The sequence below is a fragment of the Planktothrix agardhii genome (assembly GCF_904830935.1).
GTDB lineage: Bacteria > Cyanobacteriota > Cyanobacteriia > Cyanobacteriales > Microcoleaceae > Planktothrix > Planktothrix agardhii.
The window spans coordinates 522,707-543,226 of sequence record NZ_LR882952.1 but is presented as its reverse complement, the minus strand read 5'-3'; the positions used below and the strand labels follow the sequence as shown (position 1 = coordinate 543,226).

Below are 20,520 nucleotides of genomic sequence, written 5' to 3'. Positions count from 1 at the left end.
TTACTTAATTTTCTGTAACAGCAATGAGCAATATTACCAACAATTCTAACGATATTCCCGTTATCCTAGATGAACCTATAAATACAGTATCTCCGACCACTACAATTAACTCCCCCGATGCCAATTTTCAAGGGAGTAATTCTAGTTCCACTGCTATTGTCAATGACATCGGTGCTGGGGGAGAAAGTCAAGCTACAACAATTTCCCCAACTGGAGAAGTTAAACAGAGTAGTGAGTCTGTGTTTATTCCTGGTGCTACTTCTAGTGAAGCAACAGCAACAGCTATTAGTGGTACGGATATATTACCAACTACCGAGGTAAAAGTAGTGCTCAAACCTGATAATAACAATAACAATAGTAATTCTAGTTCTAGTTCGACTACTATTGTCAATGACATCGGTGCGGGGGGAGAAAGTCAAGCTACAACAATTTCCCCAACTGGAGAAGTTAAACAGAGTAGTGAGTCTGTATTTATTCCTGGTGCTACTTCTAGTCAAACAACAGCAACGGCTATTAGTGGTACGGATATATTACCAACTACCGAGGTAAAACTGGCAATAGAATCTGATAATAACAATAACGATAGTAATTCTAGTTCTAGTTCGACTACTATTGTCAATGACATCGGTGCGGGGGGAGAAAGTCAAGCTACAACAATTTCCCCAACTGGAGAAGTTAAACAGAGTAGTGAGTCTGTATTTATTCCTGGTGCTACTTCTAGTCAAACAACAGCAACGGCTATTAGTGGTACGGATATATTACCAACTACCGAGGTAAAACTGGCAATAGAATCTGATAATAACAATAACGATAGTAATTCTAGTTCTAGTTCGACTACTATTGTCAATGACATCGGTGCGGGGGGAGAAAGTCAAGCTACAACAATTTCCCCAACTGGAGAAGTTAAACAGAGTAGTGAGTCTGTATTTATTCCTGGTGCTACTTCTAGTCAAACAACAGCAACGGCTATTAGTGGTACGGATATATTACCAACTACCGAGGTAAAACTGGCAATAGAATCTGATAATAACAATAACGATAGTAATTCTAGTTCTAGTTCGACTACTATTGTCAATGACATCGGTGCGGGGGGAGAAAGTCAAGCTACAACAATTTCCCCAACTGGAGAAGTTAAACAGAGTAGTGAGTCTGTATTTATTCCTGGTGCTACTTCTAGTCAAACAACAGCAACGGCTATTAGTGGTACGGATATATTACCAACTACCGAGGTAAAACTGGCAATAGAATCTGATAATAACAATAACGATAGTAATTCTAGTTCTAGTTCGACTACTATTGTCAATGACATCGGTGCGGGGGGAGAAAGTCAAGCTACAACAATTTCCCCAACTGGAGAAGTTAAACAGAGTAGTGAGTCTGTGTTTATTCCTGGTGCTACTTCTAGTCAAACAACAGCAACGGCTATTAGTGGTACGGATATATTACCAACTACCGAGGTAAAACTGGCAATAGAATCTGATAATAACAATAACGATAGTAATTCTAGTTCTAGTTCGACTACTATTGTCAATGACATCGGTGCGGGGGGAGAAAGTCAAGCTACAACAATTTCCCCAACTGGAGAAGTTAAACAGAGTAGTGAGTCTGTATTTATTCCCGATGCTACTTCTAGTGAAGCAACAGCAACAGCTATTAGTGGTACGGATATATTACCAACTACCGAGGTAAAACTGGCAATAGAATCTGATAATAACAATAACGATAGTAATTCTAGTTCTAGTATCTTAATTCAGATTAGTCCAGAACCGAATCCTTTAACCGTTATAGCTATTGAACGCACACCACAACTCGGTAGTATCGAAAATGATCAACTCATTGGTAGCAATGAAAATGATGCAATACGCGGGTTTAAAGGCGCAGATAAAATTGAAGGTAAAAGTGGAACAGACTTATTACAAGGAAACAAAGGTAATGATACTCTTGATGGAGGAAATGATCGCGATATTCTTCGAGGGGGGAAAGGCAATGATATCTTAATCGGTGGCAATGGTGATGATATTCTAATCGGTGATCTCGGTCAAGATGAATTAACAGGAGGAGCAGATGCGGATGTATTTGTCTTCAACACAAATCCCAATTTCCCAAACTCCAACCCCAATTTAGCAGATATAATTACAGACTTTAATGCTGCTGAAGGTGATAAGATTGGATTATCGGAAAACTTAATCGGACAACCGTTAATATTAGAAACCTTCGATTATAATGCTGATGGAAGTCTTGATGCTACTATCATTAAACTCGGTAGTGATAGTCAATCTGAAGTTCTTGGTGTTGTGTTAGGTACAGTTTCTGTAAATGGACAAACGACATTAACGCCAACCGATTTCACCGTGATTTCTAACAGCCTGCTAATGTTAAGCTAAAAGAGTTAGGATTACAACAAATGGTCATGGTGCAACTTTCCAAAGACTCACTTGATAATGAGGAAATTATTGGTTTCCTGAAACAAAACCTGGAATTCAAGCAATTCTATCAAAAAATATTGTTTCAAAAAGTAATCAATCAAGTTGCTGAGGAAAGAGCAATTACGGTAACGGCTGAAGAAATTCAAAGCCAAGCTAACCAACAACGTCATGAAAAACGCTTAGAAAAGGCGGCGGATACCTTAGCTTGGTTAGCTGACCAAATGATCACTTCCGATGACTGGGAAGCGGGAATTCGAGAACATCTTTTAGCGCAAAAATTAGCGGAATCTTTATTTGCTAAAGATGTTGAAAAATACTTTATTCAAAATCGCTTGAATTTCGAGCAAGTTTCATTATATCAAATTATTGTTCCCTATGAACGCTTGGCTAGGGAATTATTTTATCAAATAGAAGAAGAAGAAATTAGTTTCTATCATGCCGCCCATTTATATGATATTGACCCCCGACGTCGTGAACAATGCGGCTATGAAGGTAAACTTTATCGTTGGGGGTTAAAAGCGGATTTTGCCGCCATTGTATTTGGTTCAAACCCAGGAGAAATATTAACTCCAGTCAAAACTGACCAAGGTTATCATCTAATCTTAGTTGAGGAGTTTATTCAAGCTGAATTGACTCCTGAACGTTATCAAGAAATTCTTCAGAAACTATTTAAAGATTGGTTGGCTAGTGAATTGAATTATCGGCTATATAACACTTAAAGTTTTACTTTAAAGTTATTGTCACCCGATAAAATGCACCCTGAAATTGATTAGTTGACAGAATTAATCAGATAAACTGGATCTTTTTTTCAAGCCCAATGCTGTTCCTAATGCACCGAAAATTAATAAGCTCAAAGCAGTTGAAGGTTCAGGTACTTTAACCTTTGTTGAACTGGTTTGATAGGTAATTAACGTTAGGTTTTGACCTTGACTAAACTGACGTGAATATAATCCCGATAATAAAATATTGACAGATGCTTGATTTTCTTCGGCGTTTGTTGTTGTCAATGGTGATAATTGAAACCCCTGACTATTTTTGGTGGATAAATTATGTTTGTTAGCAGAATTCATCGAGCTATTTAGACTAAAGAAATCTAACAAATTATTGGTAGAATCTTCAAACAAATAGAAAGCGATATAATTCGCGGATTGAGTCGATTCTTGTTGCAGTGATTTTTGGGTTTCTAAATTTAAAATCGAGATAAAATCAAAAGAAAATTCTTGGTTTCCAGCAATTTCAAATTGATAACCAATAGCTGATGCTTGACTTTGAGCTAAACCCAAATATTCTTTACCTTCTCCTTGAGTTTTCGCTTGTGAACTATTGTTAGCCAGGGGAAAACAATAGTCAGGTTCCGAGCAGTTAACATCAAAATAGGCATTAGCATTCGCTTCAGCTAATACAGCCCCTTTCCGAGCTACTGCTAGGGTTTGAGCATCTGTAAACGTGGAAATGCTGGTAGGAACTTGACTAAAATTATAAATTAAGGTTTCAGCTTCAGCATTAGCAAATGTAGCTGCAAAACCGGGAGAAATACTACTTAATAAAGTAACAACGGGAGTGGCTACTATCAAGAATTTCAAAGTTGATTTGGGTAGAATATTCATGTTAAATTATTTTGTTAAGTTTTAAATCAAAATTGATCACGGTATCAATACCGATAATCTATATATTTAATATAGTCTGGTGATCCAGGAATTAACAGGGGTTAGTGTAAAGATTTTAGTTTTTTTTGTAAAGATACAATAAAAAGATTAATGACAACAAATTATCCCTATAGTTTATTGCATTCGATCAATAGTTCGGTATTGAATAGCCTCGGCAATATGGGCGGGTTTAATATTATCTTCCCCCGATAAATCAGCAATAGTTCGACCTACCTTTAAAATCCGATCACTCGCCCTTGCTGACAACCCTAATTTTCTAATCGCATTTTCTAATAAACTCTGTCCCACAGTATCCAATTGACACCATTTTTGAATATGCCGACTCTGCATTTCCGCATTGGATTTTAACTGGGGCTCATCTGCAAATCGTTGAAAAGTTCGCTCCCGGGCTGTAATTACTCGTTGTCGAATATTAGCAGAATTTTCACCTTGAGATTGCTGTAAAATTTCCTCTGGTTTTAATCTATTAACTGCCACTTGTAAATCAATCCGATCCATCAATGGCCCCGATAATTTTGCCCAATATTGTTCTCGTTGACGAGGCGAACAAGTACAAGGTTGAATAGTATCCCCATAATATCCACAGGGACAGGGATTGGTACTCGCTACTAAAGTAAATTTAGCCGGAAAAATCACCGATTGTTTAGTACGAGAAACCGTCACAAATCCATCTTCTAAAGGTTGTCTTAAAAACTCTAATACATCCCGTTTAAATTCTGTCAATTCATCGGCAAACAAAATGCCCCGATGGGCTAAAGAAATCTCCCCTGGTTTCGGATAGGTTCCTCCCCCAACTAAAGCCGGGCCGGAAGCGGAATGATGGGGACTTCTAAAAGGGCGATCGCTAACTAAAGTTCCACGATTTTTTAATAGTCCCGCCACCGAATAAATCCGAGTTACTTCTAAAGATTCTTCAAAACTTAAAGGGGGTAAAATCCCAGGTAAACGCCGGGCTAACATAGTTTTTCCACTCCCCGGCGGCCCGACAAAAATTAAGTTATGTCCTCCGGTCGCCGCAATTTCTAACGCCCGTCTAGCGTGAGCCTGTCCCTTAACTTCACTTAAATCTAAGCCAATTGTTGTTTTTTGAGATAATAAATGCGATGCAGTTAATTTAATAGGTTGATAAGCACTGGGATGATTTAAAAAATCAGTAACATCTAATAAACTTTTAAATCCATAAACCGATAATCCCTGAACAACCGCCGCTTCTTGAACATTATCTTCAGGAACAACTAATCCAGTAATTCCCATTTTTTGGGCTGCTACAGCAATCGGAAGTACCCCAGCAACGGGTCTTAATCCGCCATCTAAACTCACCTCTCCTAAAAATAAAAAATCCCCCAATAAATCAGCTTTAATTTGTTCCGATGCGGCTAAAATCCCAATACTAATCGGAAGGTCAAAACTTGGCCCTTCTTTGCGTAAATCCGCCGGAGTTAAATTAATTACAATATTTCGCATCGGGAAAGCGTATCCGGCATTTTTTAAAGTCGCTTTTACCCGTTCTCGTGATTCCTGAACCGCCGCATCGGGAAGTCCCAACACCATAATTTTAGGCAGTCCCCCGGAAATATCGACTTCCACCCCAACTTTAACCGCATCAATTCCAACAATAGAGGCACTCCAAACCCTAGCTAACATGATTTTTAACTCTTAGGTTTTAAACCCATCATAGCATCGTTACCGTGACCAATCGCCACCATTGGGAAACAATCTTCATTCTGAGTGACCTGCACATCTGATAAAAAACCGGGTTTATGGGTAATGACGAATTGAAACGAAGCCAGGGTTAAATTACCGCAACAACACTAACCGGAGTTTCCTGCTGTTTAAGTAATAAACCATATTCTAAGCCTTCTACAACCGCTTGATAGGAAGCATCAATAATATTAGTAGAAACTCCCACCGTCGTCCAACGTTGCTGACCGTTACTGGACTCAACTAAAACCCGAGTTTTTGCCGATGTTCCTGAACCGCCATCAATAATTCTAACTTTATAATCCCGCAGTTGAAATTCAGCAATCATCGGATAAAAATTTACTAATGCTTTTCTTAAAGCAGCGTCCAAGGCTGATACAGGGCCATTTCCCTCAGCGGCTTCTAAAATATCTTCAGCATTAACAGTAACTTTCACCGTTGCTAAAGCATGGCAAACTTCATCGCTGAATTTATCACAATGTACCTGAAATCCTTTCAGTGTAAAAAAGGCTTTGCGGGTTCCTAATGCTTCTCGCATTAATAAATCAAAACTCGCCTCTGCCGCTTCAAATTGATAACCCTGATTTTCTAAATTCTTCAGTTGTTGTAAAATTTTACGACTGGCGGGATTATTCCGATCTAAATCAATCCCAAAGGTTCTAGCTTTGGCTAAAACATTACTTAAACCAGCTTGATCTGAAACCACAATTCGCCGTTGATTTCCAATAATTTCTGGGGGAATATGTTCATAGGTTAGGGGATTTTTTTGTACCGCAGAAACATGAATTCCTCCCTTATGGGAAAAGGCAGATAATCCCACAAAAGGCGCGTGATCATCCGGGGCTAAATTGGCAACTTCACTCACAAACCGACTCACTTCTGTTAGTCTTTTAATCTGTTCATCTTGAATACAATTATAGTCTAATTTTAATTGAAAATTGGGAATTAAAGTACAAAGATTAGCATTTCCACAACGTTCTCCATAGCCATTAATTGTTCCCTGTACCATCTTTACCCCTTCTAATACGGCTGCGATCGCATTACCAATAGCCGTTCCCGAATCATTATGACTATGAATCCCAAATTGCAGAGGAAAAGGCGTTTCTAAGTCTTTTGTAGCTTGGATTGCATCCCTAACAATTTGAGTTACTTCATGGGGTAAAGTCCCTCCATTCGTATCACAAAAAACCAACCATTCCGCCCCCGCCTGTGCCGCCGTTATTAAGGTTTGTAAAGCATAATTAGGATTGTTTTTATAGCCATCAAACCAGTGTTCTGCATCATAAATTACCCGTCTTCCTTGACTCCTAAAAAATTTAATTGTATCCGCAATCATCGCCAGATTTTCTGTTAGGGTTGTTTGCAATCCCTCGATGACGTGCAAATCCCAGGATTTTCCAAACAATGTGATCCAATGAGTTCCGGCGGATAAAATTGCTTTTAAATTATCATCTTCTGCCGCATTACTATTCGGTCTTCTGGTCGAACAAAATGCCACAACTTCCGAATTAACTAAGGGTTGTTCTTGCAACTTCCAAAAAAACTGCACATCTTTAGGATTAGCCCCCGGCCATCCTCCTTCAATAAAAGGTATTCCTAAACTATCTAATTGACGCACAATTCGCAATTTATCATCAAGAGATAAAGATAATCCTTCCCGTTGGGCGCCGTCTCTTAATGTTGTATCGTATATCCAAAGGGGATGAGTCATAGGTTCTAAGATTTATAGTTAACAATTAATCATATTTTAGCGTTGGGATTTGGTGCTGTGACCTCTATGGGCTTATAATCATCCATTCCAGCTAATTTTTTCTTTTTCAATATTATTTTACTTTTAAATCTCTCGTTTTGGGCTTGAAAAAAGTAACAATTTAGTTAAGAATCATTGCATAACTTTTATTCAGGGAAAAATGGTACAAATTCAAGCTCAAGGGAAAACTATCAGTTGCGATCGCGGTGCTAATCTCCGTAAAGTCCTATTAGAAAATGGAATTGATCTCTATAATGGTCAAGCTTCGGTGATCAACTGTCACGGATTTGGGACTTGTGGGACTTGTTGCGTCGAAATTGAAGGGGAAGTTTCCGAACCCCAATGGAAAGAGAAAACCCGCCTTTCCCTTCCTCCCCATTCCTCAGATAAACAACGCCGTTTAGCCTGTCAGGTTCAGGTTTTGGGGGATATCAAAGTTAAAAAATATGATGGTTTCTGGGGTCAAGGTTCCCAAACCGCCTGGACTCCCTAATTAGAAATCCAGATTCTGGATCACCCAGTAGGCTAAAAATTCAGAAATTTTAAGAATTTTCCATTCAAATGCCAATTTAGTATTAGTAGGCATTTGGATGGAAAATTGAGCATATTCTTTTATGTTAATATCATGGTAAACTAAAATTAATGTGAGATATAGTACCATGAGGGTTTGATCGTGCTCAGTAGTATTAAACAGCAAGTGGTCGTTGGCAGAAATGGCAAAATAGAAATTCAAACCTCTGATTTAGCCGGAGGAATAATTGTTGAAGTGATTGTTTTAGTTAAACAAGATGTTCTTGAGACAAATACTAACCCATCTATAGCAATCCTATTTGAGTTGTGTTTAAAATCCCTGATCAAAAGGGAACACCGGAACAGCCCCCCCCAAACCCCCCGTGCACGGTGGGCTAGGGGGGGAGGGATCTGGGGTAATACTTCTGGCCGTTTCATATCAGTATTGAAATGTTACAACCTATTTAGGATTGCTATATTCAACAAGATGAAACAGAGTATTTGCCGTCTACTCAAGCTAATCGTGAACCTGATGGCTGCTATTCAAAACATTCAAACAAAGACCAACTTGGTCAGTTTTACGCATGAGGAATGGAATGAAGAATATAACATTACAAGGAAATGAGCAACTATGACTAAAATACAACTCCATTTCAACGCTAGTTTTGCCCTTAAAAAAGAAGAAATTAAGAGAATCCTAGATGCGGCTTCAGAAACCCAAGGGTTAAAAGATACTTTACAAAATCTAATGGCAAAAACGGGTTTAGGTAATGCTAAAGTCGGCAAAATTAAAACTTGGTCAGTGAGATCAGGATTAATTAAAGATAACCATTTAAGCCCCGAAGGAAAAATAGTTTTAAAACATGATCCTGATTTACAATCAATTATTACTGATTGGTTAATGCACTTTTACTTAAGTTTTGGAAATCAAGGCTTAAATAAAATACCAGAAAATCCTGCTGATTGGGGAGGATGGACTTATTTTGTTTATACTTTTCTTCCCCACAATCCAACTTTTACTAAAGATATTTTAGATAAAAATAGTATTTCTATCTTTGAAGAACCGGAAAAAGTAATTCCTGAAAGAATGAAATATATTTTAAGAGCCTATACGGAGCAACAAGCCCTAGCTAATTGTCAATTTATCAAGGAATTTAAAACCAATAAATATGAGGCAGGACATCCTAATCTTCCTAATTCTTATTTAATAGGTTATTTTCTAGCTAAACTTTGGCAACGGGATTTTGATCAAGAAACTTCAGTTTTAACCGAGGATATTATCAACCAAAAAATGGGGATTTTACCCGTTTTAGGGATTCAAGCTGAATCATTACAGCAACATCTTAATGCGATGGAAGCTCTAGGAATTATTGAACAAAGACGAACAGTTGCACCCTATCAAATTATCCGGCGCTGGGATAATCCTTTAACGTTATTAGAGAAAGCCTATGTCAAACATTAATCATCTATCTCTCGAAGATGCCAAACCGACGGATATACCCCATTTGTTATTATGGGATACTCCGAATGATTTGGAAATAAATCAACTTTTGTTTAAAAATAATGCTCAACGAATAAGTTATCGGGATAATTTATTGAGTCGGATTAACAATGAACAAAAATTTTTAATCCTTCATGAAAATTTAGGTCAAGAATTAGAAGCAATTAAACAAATTTGTGAATCTGCCACAAAACCTGTTATATTACTAACAGACCTTGATATCTTGATTACTTATCTTTACACACAGCCAAATGCTCCTATTAGCTTATTTTGGCACAAATTAGAATATATGAGACATTTACAAAGTATTCTATGGATTCTACTGCCTTCTAAACTTAGTCCGCCAAATTGGAATAAAAGACATCTTCAATCCGTTGTTAGTGACCGCCCTAATTAACTTAGATAGGAGGGCTAAAGCCCAACAACCAAACACCCAAAGGAAATTTAAACTATGCAACTTCATCAAATTGTTAGAATTAATGAATCGGGAATTGTAGCTAACGCCGTTAACTTTGGGATGATGGCTGATGCTGATAAAAACTTGCAGTTGTGTCGAGGATTTGTTTTTAATTACAATCAGGGTCATCCTAAATCCTCAACATTAGGTGTTCTCGATGCCATTCAGAAAAGTTATCAGAGTGTTAATCAAGCTAATATTCATTTATTTGTCCAAGATTATGGTAAGGGCAAATCTCATTTTGCCTTAGTTGCAGCCAACTATTTTAAACAATTATTAGACAGTCCCGAAGTTGAAGGAATATTAGATCAAATAAAAATCGCTTCAGAACATAATCAAGGAATCGTACAAGATTTAAAAACCTATAAAAGACGTAATCCTAAACATTTAGTTATTTGTATTAATGGTGGTTCATCAGAATTAGATTTAAGAAAAATATTTTTGCGGGCTTTACGTCAAACTTTAGAGACAGAAGGGATTACGGATTCTTTGGCACCACAAATTTGTCAAAAACCCCTAGAATATTTAACCCAACTAACAGACACTCAAAAAGAAAGAGCTAATCAATATTTAGAAAATAACGGTCATAAATTCGGAGATTTAGATAGTATAATTAAGGAATTAAATCAAGATGATTATCGAGTTGTTTCTACAGTCAAATCAATTAGCAGTGAGCTAAACGATGGATTTCCTATTGATTTTGAGACAGATTTAAGTGTTGATAGAATTTTAGAAGAATTAATCACTGAATTATGCTCTGGAGCAGATGCCAAATATTCAGGAATTTTGATTTTATTTGATGAACTTAATAATTATCTTCAAGCCTGGTCAACAGATCCATATAATTCGGGGGGACTTACTTTACAGAACATAACTGATGCTTGTGAAAATTATAAAAGTAAAATAGCGCTCGTTTGTTTTACTCAAATTAGACCTTTAAAATCAGTTCCAAATCAATCAGCAGAAGATTATAAAAAACTAGCATCTCGGTTAGAAATTTCTGAAAGCACTTATGAACCCGTTTCCAGCTTAGAGTTAGTAATTAAAGGATTATTAGATCAACAAGTTAATAGTAATTTATGGAAACAATTTTTTCAAACCTGGAATAATACTCTTTTGGGAGATAGTAGAAAAGCCCATGAAACCAGAATTAATATTTATCGTGAAAGGGGCTGGAAATTACAAGATTTTCAGACAAATCTGACCGTTGGTTGTTTTCCCCTTCATCCTCTTAATAGTTACCTACTTTGTAACTTAGATTTTACCCAAGGACGTACAGTAATTCAATATATTAAAGAAAATGTTAAACAGTTTATTAATTCTCAACCCGTTGAAAAAAATGGCAAATTAAACTATATTCCGGCTATTTCCTTAATCGGTTTTTTTGAACAACTAGAATTTTCTCGCCATTATTCAGAATATCAAAAAGCCTATGATACTATTGCTTCCTCAGCTACGGAAGCTGAGAAAGCAGTTTTAAAAGGACTTTTCTTATTTTATGTGAGTCAAAATAAACTCAACAAATCCGAATCAGAAAAACATGATGTTATTCTTAGTGAATTAACGGGTTTATCGGAAAAAGAAACTAAAGAAACATTAGATATATTATCTCAGAAAAAACAAGTCATTTATCTTAATACTGGAGATAATACCTATCGTTTTTATTCCGGTAGCAATTTACTAGAAATTAGTCAAGAAATAGAAGAAGAAGTTAGTAAAAAACTTAATGAAATCTCAGTAAATTTAGCGGTTAATCATTGTCAAGAAGAAGTTGAAACTTATTTTCCATCTCAAAAAGTAGAAGGAATAGATTTTATTAACAAGAATAAATTACTGAATGATGAATGGTTTTTTGAATATAAATTCTATAACATTCCTGATTTTAAACGGGTATTAAATAGTCATCAAGTCCTAGAAAATTTAAAGGCTAAAGGAATTTTTGCTTACGTTTTAGCGGAAACTATTGAAGAATTACAAGACCTGCGCCATCAAATTAATGATTTGCTTTCCCAAGCAAAAAACAAAAAACAGATTGCTGTTGCTATTCCCAATAAACCCATTATAGATATCTGTAAAGACCTGTTAGCAATAGATATTATTACCAGAAAAAGAAAAAGTGAAAAACAAGAATCAGGAACAGCTTATGAACAATATAAAAAACAACTGCAAGAAAAAATCAAAAGAGAAGTTAAAGCAATAATTGGTTCTTCTACTTATTATTGTCTTGAATTAGATCAACTCACTACTGCTCAAAAACAAAATCCAGAGAGTATTGTTAGTCATCTTTTAAAACAACTTTATCCTTTTGTCCCTCCCCTGGGTAGCTGTGATAAAATGGCCTTAAAGCCTAAAAGTAAAGGAAATAGTATAATTGGTTATATAGCTCAACGATTACTAGAAGACGAGCTTAATCCTACTAAATTTCCTAAAAATGAATCCTATAATACTTTGGTTAACCAAGTATTTGTTAATAGTTGGGAATTATTTACAACTACTTCTCAAAAATACTCAGTCCAAATTCCCACCAATAAAAATGTTAGAGAAGCATGGGATAGAATAGATCAATTAACAGCTTTAGAAGACAAAAAACGCAAATCTATTAATATAGATAAAATTTGGCAAGAGTTATCTAAACCTCCCTTTGGCTATAATGAATATACATTTACGATGCTATTTACTGCATGGATAGTTTATTATCGTAGTGAAGTCATGTTACACGGAAGTTTTGGAATTCCTAAAAATACTAAAGAGCAGGTATTAATTCAAGAAAAACTGCTAAAAGATTGGGCGACAACTAATGTATTTGAAACAGCCCAAAATTTTGTTAATAAATGGATTTTAGCCCCTGGAAAAACACCTCGATTAATTCGGAGTAAGACTGTTGCTTGTCCTGAAATACCAGTAACAATTGATTATCATCAAGCAGAAAAGCTGATCAAAGAGATTGATCAATTTATCAATTCTGCTGATCCAGATCCAGCAAAAGTAGAAGAAATTAAACTGAAAAGAAAACAGCTTTTAGATGAAATCAAGAAAATTAATGATTGGTTTAAACCCGTAGAAGAAGCAGAAAACTTACCCGATAATGTCAACCTGGAAACCTTACTAAAACTTTATCCTGGTCTTCAACAACAACCCCAAAATATTAATCTCGCGTCACCCCTTAAATCAGATAGTATTGTTGTTAATCGTACTAAGGAACAAAATCAACGTCAAGCTGAGGCTGTAATAATTATTAACGATAAAATTCAAGAACTGATTGATCAGTTAAGTGAAAAATCAGAGTCTCTCAAAACCGAACAAGACTATGGATATTATCAAGGAGAACTTGAAACAGCAATTGAGAAAATTGATCAAGTTTCCCTACCTTCCCATTTAAAAGAAACGTTAAATTACTCCCTTCAAGTTGCTACAAGAAAACTAGATGAAATTAAACATCAAACTGAAATTAAAGACTGTTTGGAAAAAATCAACCTTCGTTATAATTCTCTGAGTACAAATGCGAGTCAAGAGGATTATATTCAAGCATTGAGTGAAATTGAAAACTTAACTAATAATCTTGAAATTGTTAAACAAGAATCTCAGTATCAAACAATCATTCAAGATGTTGAAAGTAAACAAACTGATTTAGAAACAACTCTTGAAATTTGGTCGGAAAGATTAACAGGTATAACTAAAAATGAAGCTCTTAAACTGTCGCAAGAAGTCAGTGAGCAAAAAAATCGTTTTACTCAAATTGAATCTGCTCAAAAAGTTAAAGAAATATTAGAACAATTAAACCCGATTATTTTAGAAATCTCAAATGAGGAAGAAACTCAAGCAAGAAAGCAACAGCAAGACAGTGAAATTATGCAACAGTTACGCCAAAATAATCCTAAATTTTTAAATACTATCAATTTATGTCAACAAGGAATTGAAAAAATAACTAATTTACGCTCTCAGCTTAATTATCCTGAAAGATTTAATACGGAAATCGAACAATTAATTAATGCTCTTAATAATCAAGTTTTAGATTTTCAACAACAATTTGAAAACTTAAAAGAGCAAGTTGATAAAATAGAAACAGATCAACAGTTAAGTCAGCTTCAAACCGACTTAGCTAAATTAGACTTGATTTTTAAAGACTCTGATGATTATTCCGAGTATCAACAGTTATTAGAAGTCCTTAAAACTAAATCTATAGACCGAAAAAATGAAAGTCAAGAGGAGAAAATTATCGATTTATTTATACAACTTCCTCCTGAAAGACAACAAATTTTATATGCTAAATTAGGAGAATATTTATCTAAAGAGGAGGAAATTAATGAATAAAATTATTTTAGATCCTACGGGATTATATCAACCACTAACTGATTATCTAGTTATTACTAACGAAGTGGAGTGGTTACAATCTTTTCCGCTTGAATCTTCTGCTTATTGGATTAAAGGGAAAAGACTCTGTGATTGGACAAAAGAATGGTTAAGAGTATGGAATAAAGATGATTTAATTATTGAGATAAAACAACACCCCCGTCCAAAATTGGAAGCTATTTTTGCGCCTTTCTCTATCCCTAATAATTGGGATGACCAACATATTTTTACAATGATTACTCAGCTTGATAGTTATGCTTCAAATCATCCTATTGAATCTTTATTAGCTGGTGTAACGAATACGGAAGACAATTTTTGGTTAATAGATAAGCTATCAGTAGAACATTTAGCACAATGGTTATGTATTGAAGTTCCCCAAGTTCATCAAATATTTGAAAATGTTTGGAAACATAAAATTAGTCAAAACCATGACAATGATAATTTAATTAGTTATTATCAAAGCGAAAATAAGCATCAAATTTTAATAAATTGGTTGGGTTTAGGTTCGGATCTTGATATTATTAATATATTAGGGAAATACCACTTAAATATTCCTGATGTTTATTTGAAAGAATTTAGTGATTTTTGGCGACAAAAAATTTATCAAACAGAAGCTGAAATCTTAGATGAGTTAATATTACATCAACAAACTGGTAATGAGATAATAGCTTCTATCGCCTATGATATTTTATCGAATAAACCAATTTGGAACACTCCAGAAAGAATTAATAAAATTAGTTTCTATTTAGGAAATCAAAAAACATCCCAACTACAGCAACAATTACCGCCTATTCAACCTTTACTCTTGTCTATTGATGCGAGTCCTCAAGATGCTTTAGAATGGGTGACAGAATCTTATTTACCCTTTAGACGTTGGGAAACAACAATTAATCATACTCCCAAGGAAGAACAAATTAGTCAACAATTAGCAGATAATTTTGTTAACTGGATGCTTAAAAATTACCCAGAATTAAAAATAGATAATGTTGACAAGTCATTTTTAAATTATAATGGGACTTCTCAATTGCTAAAATTAGCACAGGAAAGTATTGTGATTTGGGTAGTTGTTGATGGTTTGGGATGGTTAGATCATCAAGAATTAGTTACAATTTTGACCCAAAATAATCAACTATTACTGGAAACAGATATTACCCCGCGCTTTAGTATCCTTCCTACCAAAACTGAATATGCAAAATGGAGTATTTATTCTCAACTTTTACCACAACATCCATCTTGGAAACCTAACGCAAAATCAGGTTTTTCTATGGTAAAATCAGGAAACCGTTATACCGATCAGAATAAACATGAATTAATCCAAGACTTAAAAGAGAATAAATATCAGATTTATTGTTGGGATACAGATCAATTAGATGAACTTTATCATCAAGAAAAAGATTGGAAAACTTTATATCAAGTAGAAAGAATCAGTCGTTTAGAAGGAATTGCTAGAAATATTCAACATTTTTTAGATCACTGTCCTAATTCTAAAAAATTAAAAGTTGTTATCTCTAGTGATCATGGCCAAATCATGGGAGATGTGCAAAAATTATCTAATTGTCCAGAAGAATTAGAATCAAAAGGTAGAATGGCGATCGGGAAAACAGATGATTCTCGTTTTGTTTTTCTTGACGCTAGACGTTTTGGACTTCCTCACGATATTAGTATTGTCAGAAATTCCGACTGTATTAGCGCGTTTAATTATACAAAAGACAAGCAAATTATTGGTTCTCATGGTGGACTATTTCCCGAAGAAGTTGTTGTTGGATTTTCAGTTTTAAGTCAATCTTTACAACGTTATCCAGTGATAGTAACTTGTAGCGGAGAAGGGAAAGCAAAACGACCAGGAGAATTGACGATTACGATTCATAATCATAATCCAGTATCCTTGACTAATCTTTGTTTATATATTAATCAATTAAATGATTTTAAAACAGGAAAAATGTTAGATATCACCATTAAACCAAATGATCAAGTTACTCAGAAAATATCTATTAGTGAATATCCAGATTTAGCACCCGATAAAAATGAAAACAAGATTGAATTATCAGGTCAATTAACTTTTAGCTTTTCCAATACTGATTCGAGTCAATCAAACCTTGATCCACAATCATATATTATTATCAAACAAATATTTAGTAGCGGTATTCAAGGAGGTTTAGATGACTTTTTCTAATAATTATAACAATGAGCTAGTTACTCAAGTTTTTACAACCCTGAGTATAGATAAAAAACGTTTACCCTCTAGTAGATTAACTACTTTAGGTATTCCTAGTTTTGTCGCTGAATGGTTATTGGATAAAATTGTCCCTGGAACTGGTACTTTAAATGACTCCGAACTAGAAAAAATTAATACTTTTGTGAAAAATGCTTTTCCCCGAAAAGATGATCAAGAAGTTATTAAATTTAAACTAACTCAAGGAGAAATACATAAATTAATTGCTTTACTTCAAGTTAGAATAAAATTAGAACCAAACGCTAAACAAATTCCTGAACCTTTAGCTAATATTCCCGTTTTAAATTTATCCGATTGTGAAATTTCTACCGATATCGTAGAACGTTATCAAATGTTATTGAGACAGGGAGTATGGGGTAAAATAACTTTAAGATATAAAAATACTACGGATGATAAATTTAAGGTCTGCGTGATTGATTTTGATCCCTTCCAATGTTCTGAAGTTAACCTCACTACTTATGCTGAATGTCGCTCAAACTTTACCACAGAACAATGGCAAGATTTAATGTTTTGTTCCATGGGTTTTAATCTCGAACATCCCAGCTATAATCATCGAGTAAAAACTTGGATTTTAACTCGTTTATTACCTTTAGTAGAATCTAATTATCATTTAATTGAACTAGCCCCAAAAGGAACAGGAAAAAGCTTTGTTTATGAAAATATTAATAATAAAGTTTCTGTGATTAGTGGGGGAAAAGTAACCCCTTCTCAACTATTTATTAATGGAAGAACGAAAGAAGTGGGCTTATTAGGACGTTATGATGTCGTGGTTTTAGATGAAGTTCAAAGTTTAACCTTTGACAATCCCGATGAAATTATTGGGCCGTTAAAAACCTATCTTGCTAATGGACGTTATAATCGTTCAGGATTTGCTGATATTGCTAGTGATTGTTCTTTAGTATTATTAGGAAATATTGAACTAAATGAATATCTCTGTCCTAAAAATGAATATAACTTAATGGCAAATTTGCCTAAGTTCTTCTCAGAAACAGCACTTTTAGATCGTTTTGCTGGGATTTTACCAGGGTGGGAAATTCCTAAATTTCAAAGCGATATGATTGCTGATCAAATCGGGTTTAAAATGGATTTTTTTGGGGAAGTATTATTATCTTTAAGAAAAGATAATCGTTTTAACCAATATGCTCAACAACATACTCAATTTGGTGATAATATCATGATCCGAGATCAACAAGCAATTCTCAAAACAGCATCAGGATTTTTAAAATTACTTTATCCTAATCTGGAATTAACCTTACAAGATTATCAAAGAGATTGTTTAGAACCCGCCAAAGAACTTCGACAACATATCCGCAATTTACTATATAACCTTGATGATGAATTTAAGCAATACGAAAAAGATATTTATGTGGATGTTAAATAATGTTTAATGTATCTTGATTAATTTTTAACACCCAGTTTGGAATTAGACGATATAATAATAATTAATAGCGATCGCATTGGTGAGACTAACAATATGGTTATTAGTCCTGTGATATTAAACCTAGATCGGGTTCAACTTAGTGATGAACAGTTCTATCAACTCTGTCAGAATAACCGAGAATTAAAATTTGAAAGAAATACTCAAGGAGAATTAACAATTATGTCTCCAGTTGGGGGAGAAAGTGGAAATCGAGAAGCAAATCTCATTGCTGATTTAGTGATCTGGAATCGTCAAACAAAACTGGGTTATACTTTTAGTTCCTCAACCATTTTTAAACTTCCTAATGGTGGAGATCGTTCTCCTGATGTTGCTTGGATTAAAAAAGAACGTTGGGAAAATCTCACCCCCGAACAACGCCGGAAATTCCCCCCCATTGCGCCAGATTTTGTGATCGAATTAAGGTCAGCAACGGATGAATTAGAACCCCTGCGGCGGAAAATGTTAGAATATTTAGATGCAGGTGTAAAATTAGGTTGGTTGATTAATCCTCAACAGCAACAGGTAGAAATTTATCCCATTGAAAAACCCATAGAATTGAGAAATCTCCCCACAGAATTATCCGGTAAGGAGATATTACCAGGGTTTAGTTTGAATTTATCTCTTTTTTAGAGAATATTGTTTTTTATTCTATTAAAATTATCCTTAAACTATTGGGTGATGTGTGTGCTTACGCTATAGCAACCGCCAAGGCAGTTAGGACACCAGACGGATCTTTGAACCCATACGGTGAAGTGTTTCCCCCCTAGCTCCCCGTGCACGGAAGGTTTGGGGGGGCTGTTCCGGTGTTCCGGTGTTCCCTGCTATAACACACCCCAGAATAAGTTATTGTTGATTATCTTGAACCTGATCGGGAGTAGTTGGCAAATCGGGATTTGGTTTAGGGTCAGTAGCAGTATCAAAATATTGATAAATAGTAGAAGAAATTTTACGAATTAGTTCATTAGCTTGGGGATCATCTGCTTCTCGTTGCACTAAAACCCCAACTAAATAGCGTTTACCATTAGGCATATCAATTAAACCAACATCCCCAGAAACCGAGTCAATATTTCCCGTTTTATGAGCAATAAACGCCCCATCTCCTAAACCACGAGGTAACAAAGAACGATTGCGAGTTTGCTGCATAATTCTTAACATAAAATCGCGGGATTTCAAAGAAACTAACTTTCCTCGATTGATGTCCGCCATTAAATTAACTAAATCCCTAGCACTGGTTTTATTTGTTCCTTCCAAATCAGGAAGAATATTTTGCATTTGAGTTTGTTTTAATTGCCAAGAAGCAAACTGTTGATTCAAGGATTCAATCCCACCCAAGCGATCAATTAACATATTTGTAGCGGTATTATCACTATTTGTAATCATTAAATCTGCTGTTTCTAGGGCTGTAAATTTACTCCCGACTGGTTTATCTTGCAGTTCTCCAGACCCCTTAGCAACGTGTTTTTCTTCCATGGTTAAGACTTCATCTAAACGTATCCTGCCCTCATCAACCGCTTGGAAAAATGAGACTAAAATAGGAAGTTTAATGGTACTTGCAGCCGGAACTGCTTCTTGCCCTTGAATATCCACATAATTTCCCGTATCTAAATCCACTAAAAACACCCCAGGTTTTAACTTAGGTAAATCCTTCGCTAAACCCAGAATTGCTGTTTTTAAATCCGAAGATTCTTGAGTTAATTGTAGGGATGAAACTAAAGCATTAGAAGACGTAGAATTTTGTTGTTGTTCCAGGCTTAAATTTACAGTTTGATCGGCGGCGGCACTAGAACGACCCAAAGCATTTAAAACCGAAAGAATCGTCCCCGAAATCACACCAATTCCCAGTCCTAAAATCACCAAGCGGGCGACATAAATTATCGGAGAGACTCGACGTTTTTTTCTCACCCGTTTTACTAATTTATCCCTAGGGGCGAGGGGAGAGGTCGGAGCCGGAATCATGTCCCCCTCCGGTCTGCGACGGGGATAAGGATCAGCAGGCTTACGAAAGGGCAAAACAGAAGCACCAGTAGCCGCATTAGGGGGGCGTTTACCTGGGGTCGGGCGGCGTTTACGAGATTTAGGCGGAACGGGTTTTTGTCGCAGTTGAGAAAGTAGAGGCTCAAAAGACTCCGAACGGCCTAAATCATTATTCTGTCGTGGTTCTGTTGACGGAGAGCGACGGGGAGCCGTTTTTACCGGATCATGACGAGATCGACGCCTCGGTTGCGGTTGAGACGCTTTTCCATTGCGAGATTTTGGCTCAGAGGAGTTAGAGCCAGACTTATTAAAGGAAAAGATCGAGAATAACGACTGACGAGGAGATCGTTGAGCCACACCTAAACACCTAACTAGAATTTTACTTTTCAGTTATCAGTCATCAGTCATCAGTCATCAGTCACCAGTTAACAGTTATCAGTGTAAGAGTTAACAGTTAGGAGTTAAGGGTAAATTGGTTCACTTCTAAACTCATTACTGATTACTGGTAACGACAAGGAGACTCAGCCCCCA

The 20,520-nt window shown here is 35.6% G+C and carries 14 protein-coding genes; 9 read left to right on the top strand and 5 right to left on the bottom strand.

Annotated elements, in window-relative coordinates; all coding sequences use genetic code 11:
• Positions 1-23: 23 nt before the first annotated feature.
• Together NMG88_RS22455 and NMG88_RS02465 are read left to right on the top strand one after the other, a co-directional pair.
• Entirely contained in the window at positions 24-2,384 is a 2,361-nt protein-coding gene (locus tag NMG88_RS22455; protein WP_278047050.1) for a calcium-binding protein, read from the top strand.
• 20 nt (positions 2,385-2,404) lie between these two features.
• The gene (locus NMG88_RS02465; protein WP_346732938.1) at positions 2,405-3,145 is read left to right on the top strand and encodes a peptidylprolyl isomerase; all 741 of its coding nucleotides are present in this window, start codon (positions 2,405-2,407) and stop codon (positions 3,143-3,145) included.
• A 63-nt stretch (positions 3,146-3,208) separates the two neighbouring features.
• Here the strand turns inward: NMG88_RS02465 and NMG88_RS02460 are convergent, their stop codons facing one another.
• From NMG88_RS02460 to cimA, 3 genes are all read right to left on the bottom strand, one after another.
• Positions 3,209-4,033 carry a PEP-CTERM sorting domain-containing protein gene (locus NMG88_RS02460; protein ID WP_042151536.1) on the bottom strand — a complete coding sequence of 275 codons (825 nt, stop codon included), beginning with the start codon at positions 4,031-4,033 and terminating at the stop codon, positions 3,209-3,211.
• A 174-nt stretch (positions 4,034-4,207) separates the two neighbouring features.
• Positions 4,208-5,737, bottom strand: a complete 1,530-nt coding sequence (locus NMG88_RS02455; RefSeq protein ID WP_026793818.1) for a YifB family Mg chelatase-like AAA ATPase — start codon at positions 5,735-5,737, stop codon at positions 4,208-4,210.
• Positions 5,738-5,885: 148 nt separating this feature from the next.
• Entirely contained in the window at positions 5,886-7,505 is a 1,620-nt protein-coding gene (gene cimA, locus NMG88_RS02450; protein ID WP_254034480.1) for a citramalate synthase, read from the bottom strand.
• A gap of 199 nt (positions 7,506-7,704) precedes the next feature.
• Between cimA and NMG88_RS02445 the strand changes: the two genes are divergently transcribed.
• Positions 7,705-8,037, top strand: a complete 333-nt coding sequence (locus tag NMG88_RS02445; RefSeq protein ID WP_042151530.1) for a 2Fe-2S iron-sulfur cluster-binding protein — start codon at positions 7,705-7,707, stop codon at positions 8,035-8,037.
• On the opposite strand, the gene NMG88_RS02440 is transcribed toward NMG88_RS02445, so the two are convergent.
• Positions 8,038-8,205: a hypothetical protein gene (locus tag NMG88_RS02440; protein WP_158442870.1), complete on the bottom strand. Its 168-nt coding sequence runs from the start codon at positions 8,203-8,205 to the stop codon at positions 8,038-8,040. It abuts the gene before it with no gap.
• 480 nt (positions 8,206-8,685) lie between these two features.
• On the opposite strand from NMG88_RS02440, the gene NMG88_RS02435 reads away from it, so the two are divergent.
• The 6 genes from NMG88_RS02435 to NMG88_RS02410 all read left to right on the top strand — a co-directional run bounded on the left by NMG88_RS02435 (position 8,686) and on the right by NMG88_RS02410 (position 18,645).
• Positions 8,686-9,516 (top strand): DUF4007 family protein, encoded by an 831-nt coding sequence (locus NMG88_RS02435; protein ID WP_235750934.1) that lies wholly within the window; start codon positions 8,686-8,688, stop codon positions 9,514-9,516.
• On the top strand, positions 9,503-9,952 hold the full coding sequence (locus NMG88_RS02430; RefSeq protein WP_235750933.1) for a hypothetical protein: 450 nt from the start codon (positions 9,503-9,505) through the stop codon (positions 9,950-9,952). The genes NMG88_RS02435 and NMG88_RS02430 overlap by 14 nt, the downstream gene beginning before the upstream one ends.
• 54 nt (positions 9,953-10,006) lie before the next feature.
• Positions 10,007-14,323 (top strand): coiled-coil domain-containing protein, encoded by a 4,317-nt coding sequence (locus tag NMG88_RS02425; RefSeq protein ID WP_254035079.1) that lies wholly within the window; start codon positions 10,007-10,009, stop codon positions 14,321-14,323.
• A complete protein-coding gene (locus NMG88_RS02420) occupies positions 14,316-16,535 on the top strand; it encodes a PglZ domain-containing protein (protein WP_227382111.1) in 2,220 nt (739 codons plus the stop codon). The genes NMG88_RS02425 and NMG88_RS02420 overlap by 8 nt, the downstream gene beginning before the upstream one ends.
• Complete coding sequence (gene brxL / locus NMG88_RS02415) at positions 16,522-17,976, top strand: BREX system Lon protease-like protein BrxL (protein WP_254035078.1); 1,455 nt, start codon at positions 16,522-16,524, stop codon at positions 17,974-17,976. Before NMG88_RS02420 ends, brxL begins: the two co-directional genes overlap by 14 nt.
• Positions 17,977-18,069: 93 nt before the next feature.
• Complete coding sequence (locus NMG88_RS02410; protein WP_254035077.1) at positions 18,070-18,645, top strand: Uma2 family endonuclease; 576 nt, start codon at positions 18,070-18,072, stop codon at positions 18,643-18,645.
• A 213-nt stretch (positions 18,646-18,858) separates the two neighbouring features.
• Here the strand turns inward: NMG88_RS02410 and NMG88_RS02405 are convergent, their stop codons facing one another.
• Complete coding sequence (locus NMG88_RS02405; RefSeq protein WP_254035076.1) at positions 18,859-20,346, bottom strand: serine hydrolase; 1,488 nt, start codon at positions 20,344-20,346, stop codon at positions 18,859-18,861.
• Positions 20,347-20,520 lie beyond the last annotated feature (174 nt).

What these genes read in the sequence shown, in the direction of transcription:
- NMG88_RS02425 (WP_254035079.1), top strand. Translation starts at nt 10,007, where the DNA reads ATGCAACTTCATCAAATTGTTAGAATTAATGAATCGGGAATTGTAGCT.
- NMG88_RS02420 (WP_227382111.1), top strand. Translation starts at nt 14,316, where the DNA reads ATGAATAAAATTATTTTAGATCCTACGGGATTATATCAACCACTAACT.
- NMG88_RS02440 (WP_158442870.1), bottom strand. Translation starts at nt 8,205, where the DNA reads ATGGTACTATATCTCACATTAATTTTAGTTTACCATGATATTAACATA.
- NMG88_RS02445 (WP_042151530.1), top strand. Translation starts at nt 7,705, where the DNA reads ATGGTACAAATTCAAGCTCAAGGGAAAACTATCAGTTGCGATCGCGGT.
- NMG88_RS02435 (WP_235750934.1), top strand. Translation starts at nt 8,686, where the DNA reads ATGACTAAAATACAACTCCATTTCAACGCTAGTTTTGCCCTTAAAAAA.
- NMG88_RS02455 (WP_026793818.1), bottom strand. Translation starts at nt 5,737, where the DNA reads ATGTTAGCTAGGGTTTGGAGTGCCTCTATTGTTGGAATTGATGCGGTT.
- NMG88_RS02460 (WP_042151536.1), bottom strand. Translation starts at nt 4,033, where the DNA reads ATGAATATTCTACCCAAATCAACTTTGAAATTCTTGATAGTAGCCACT.
- NMG88_RS02430 (WP_235750933.1), top strand. Translation starts at nt 9,503, where the DNA reads ATGTCAAACATTAATCATCTATCTCTCGAAGATGCCAAACCGACGGAT.
- NMG88_RS02410 (WP_254035077.1), top strand. Translation starts at nt 18,070, where the DNA reads ATGGTTATTAGTCCTGTGATATTAAACCTAGATCGGGTTCAACTTAGT.
- NMG88_RS22455 (WP_278047050.1), top strand. Translation starts at nt 24, where the DNA reads ATGAGCAATATTACCAACAATTCTAACGATATTCCCGTTATCCTAGAT.
- NMG88_RS02465 (WP_346732938.1), top strand. Translation starts at nt 2,405, where the DNA reads ATGGTCATGGTGCAACTTTCCAAAGACTCACTTGATAATGAGGAAATT.
- cimA (WP_254034480.1), bottom strand. Translation starts at nt 7,505, where the DNA reads ATGACTCATCCCCTTTGGATATACGATACAACATTAAGAGACGGCGCC.
- brxL (WP_254035078.1), top strand. Translation starts at nt 16,522, where the DNA reads ATGACTTTTTCTAATAATTATAACAATGAGCTAGTTACTCAAGTTTTT.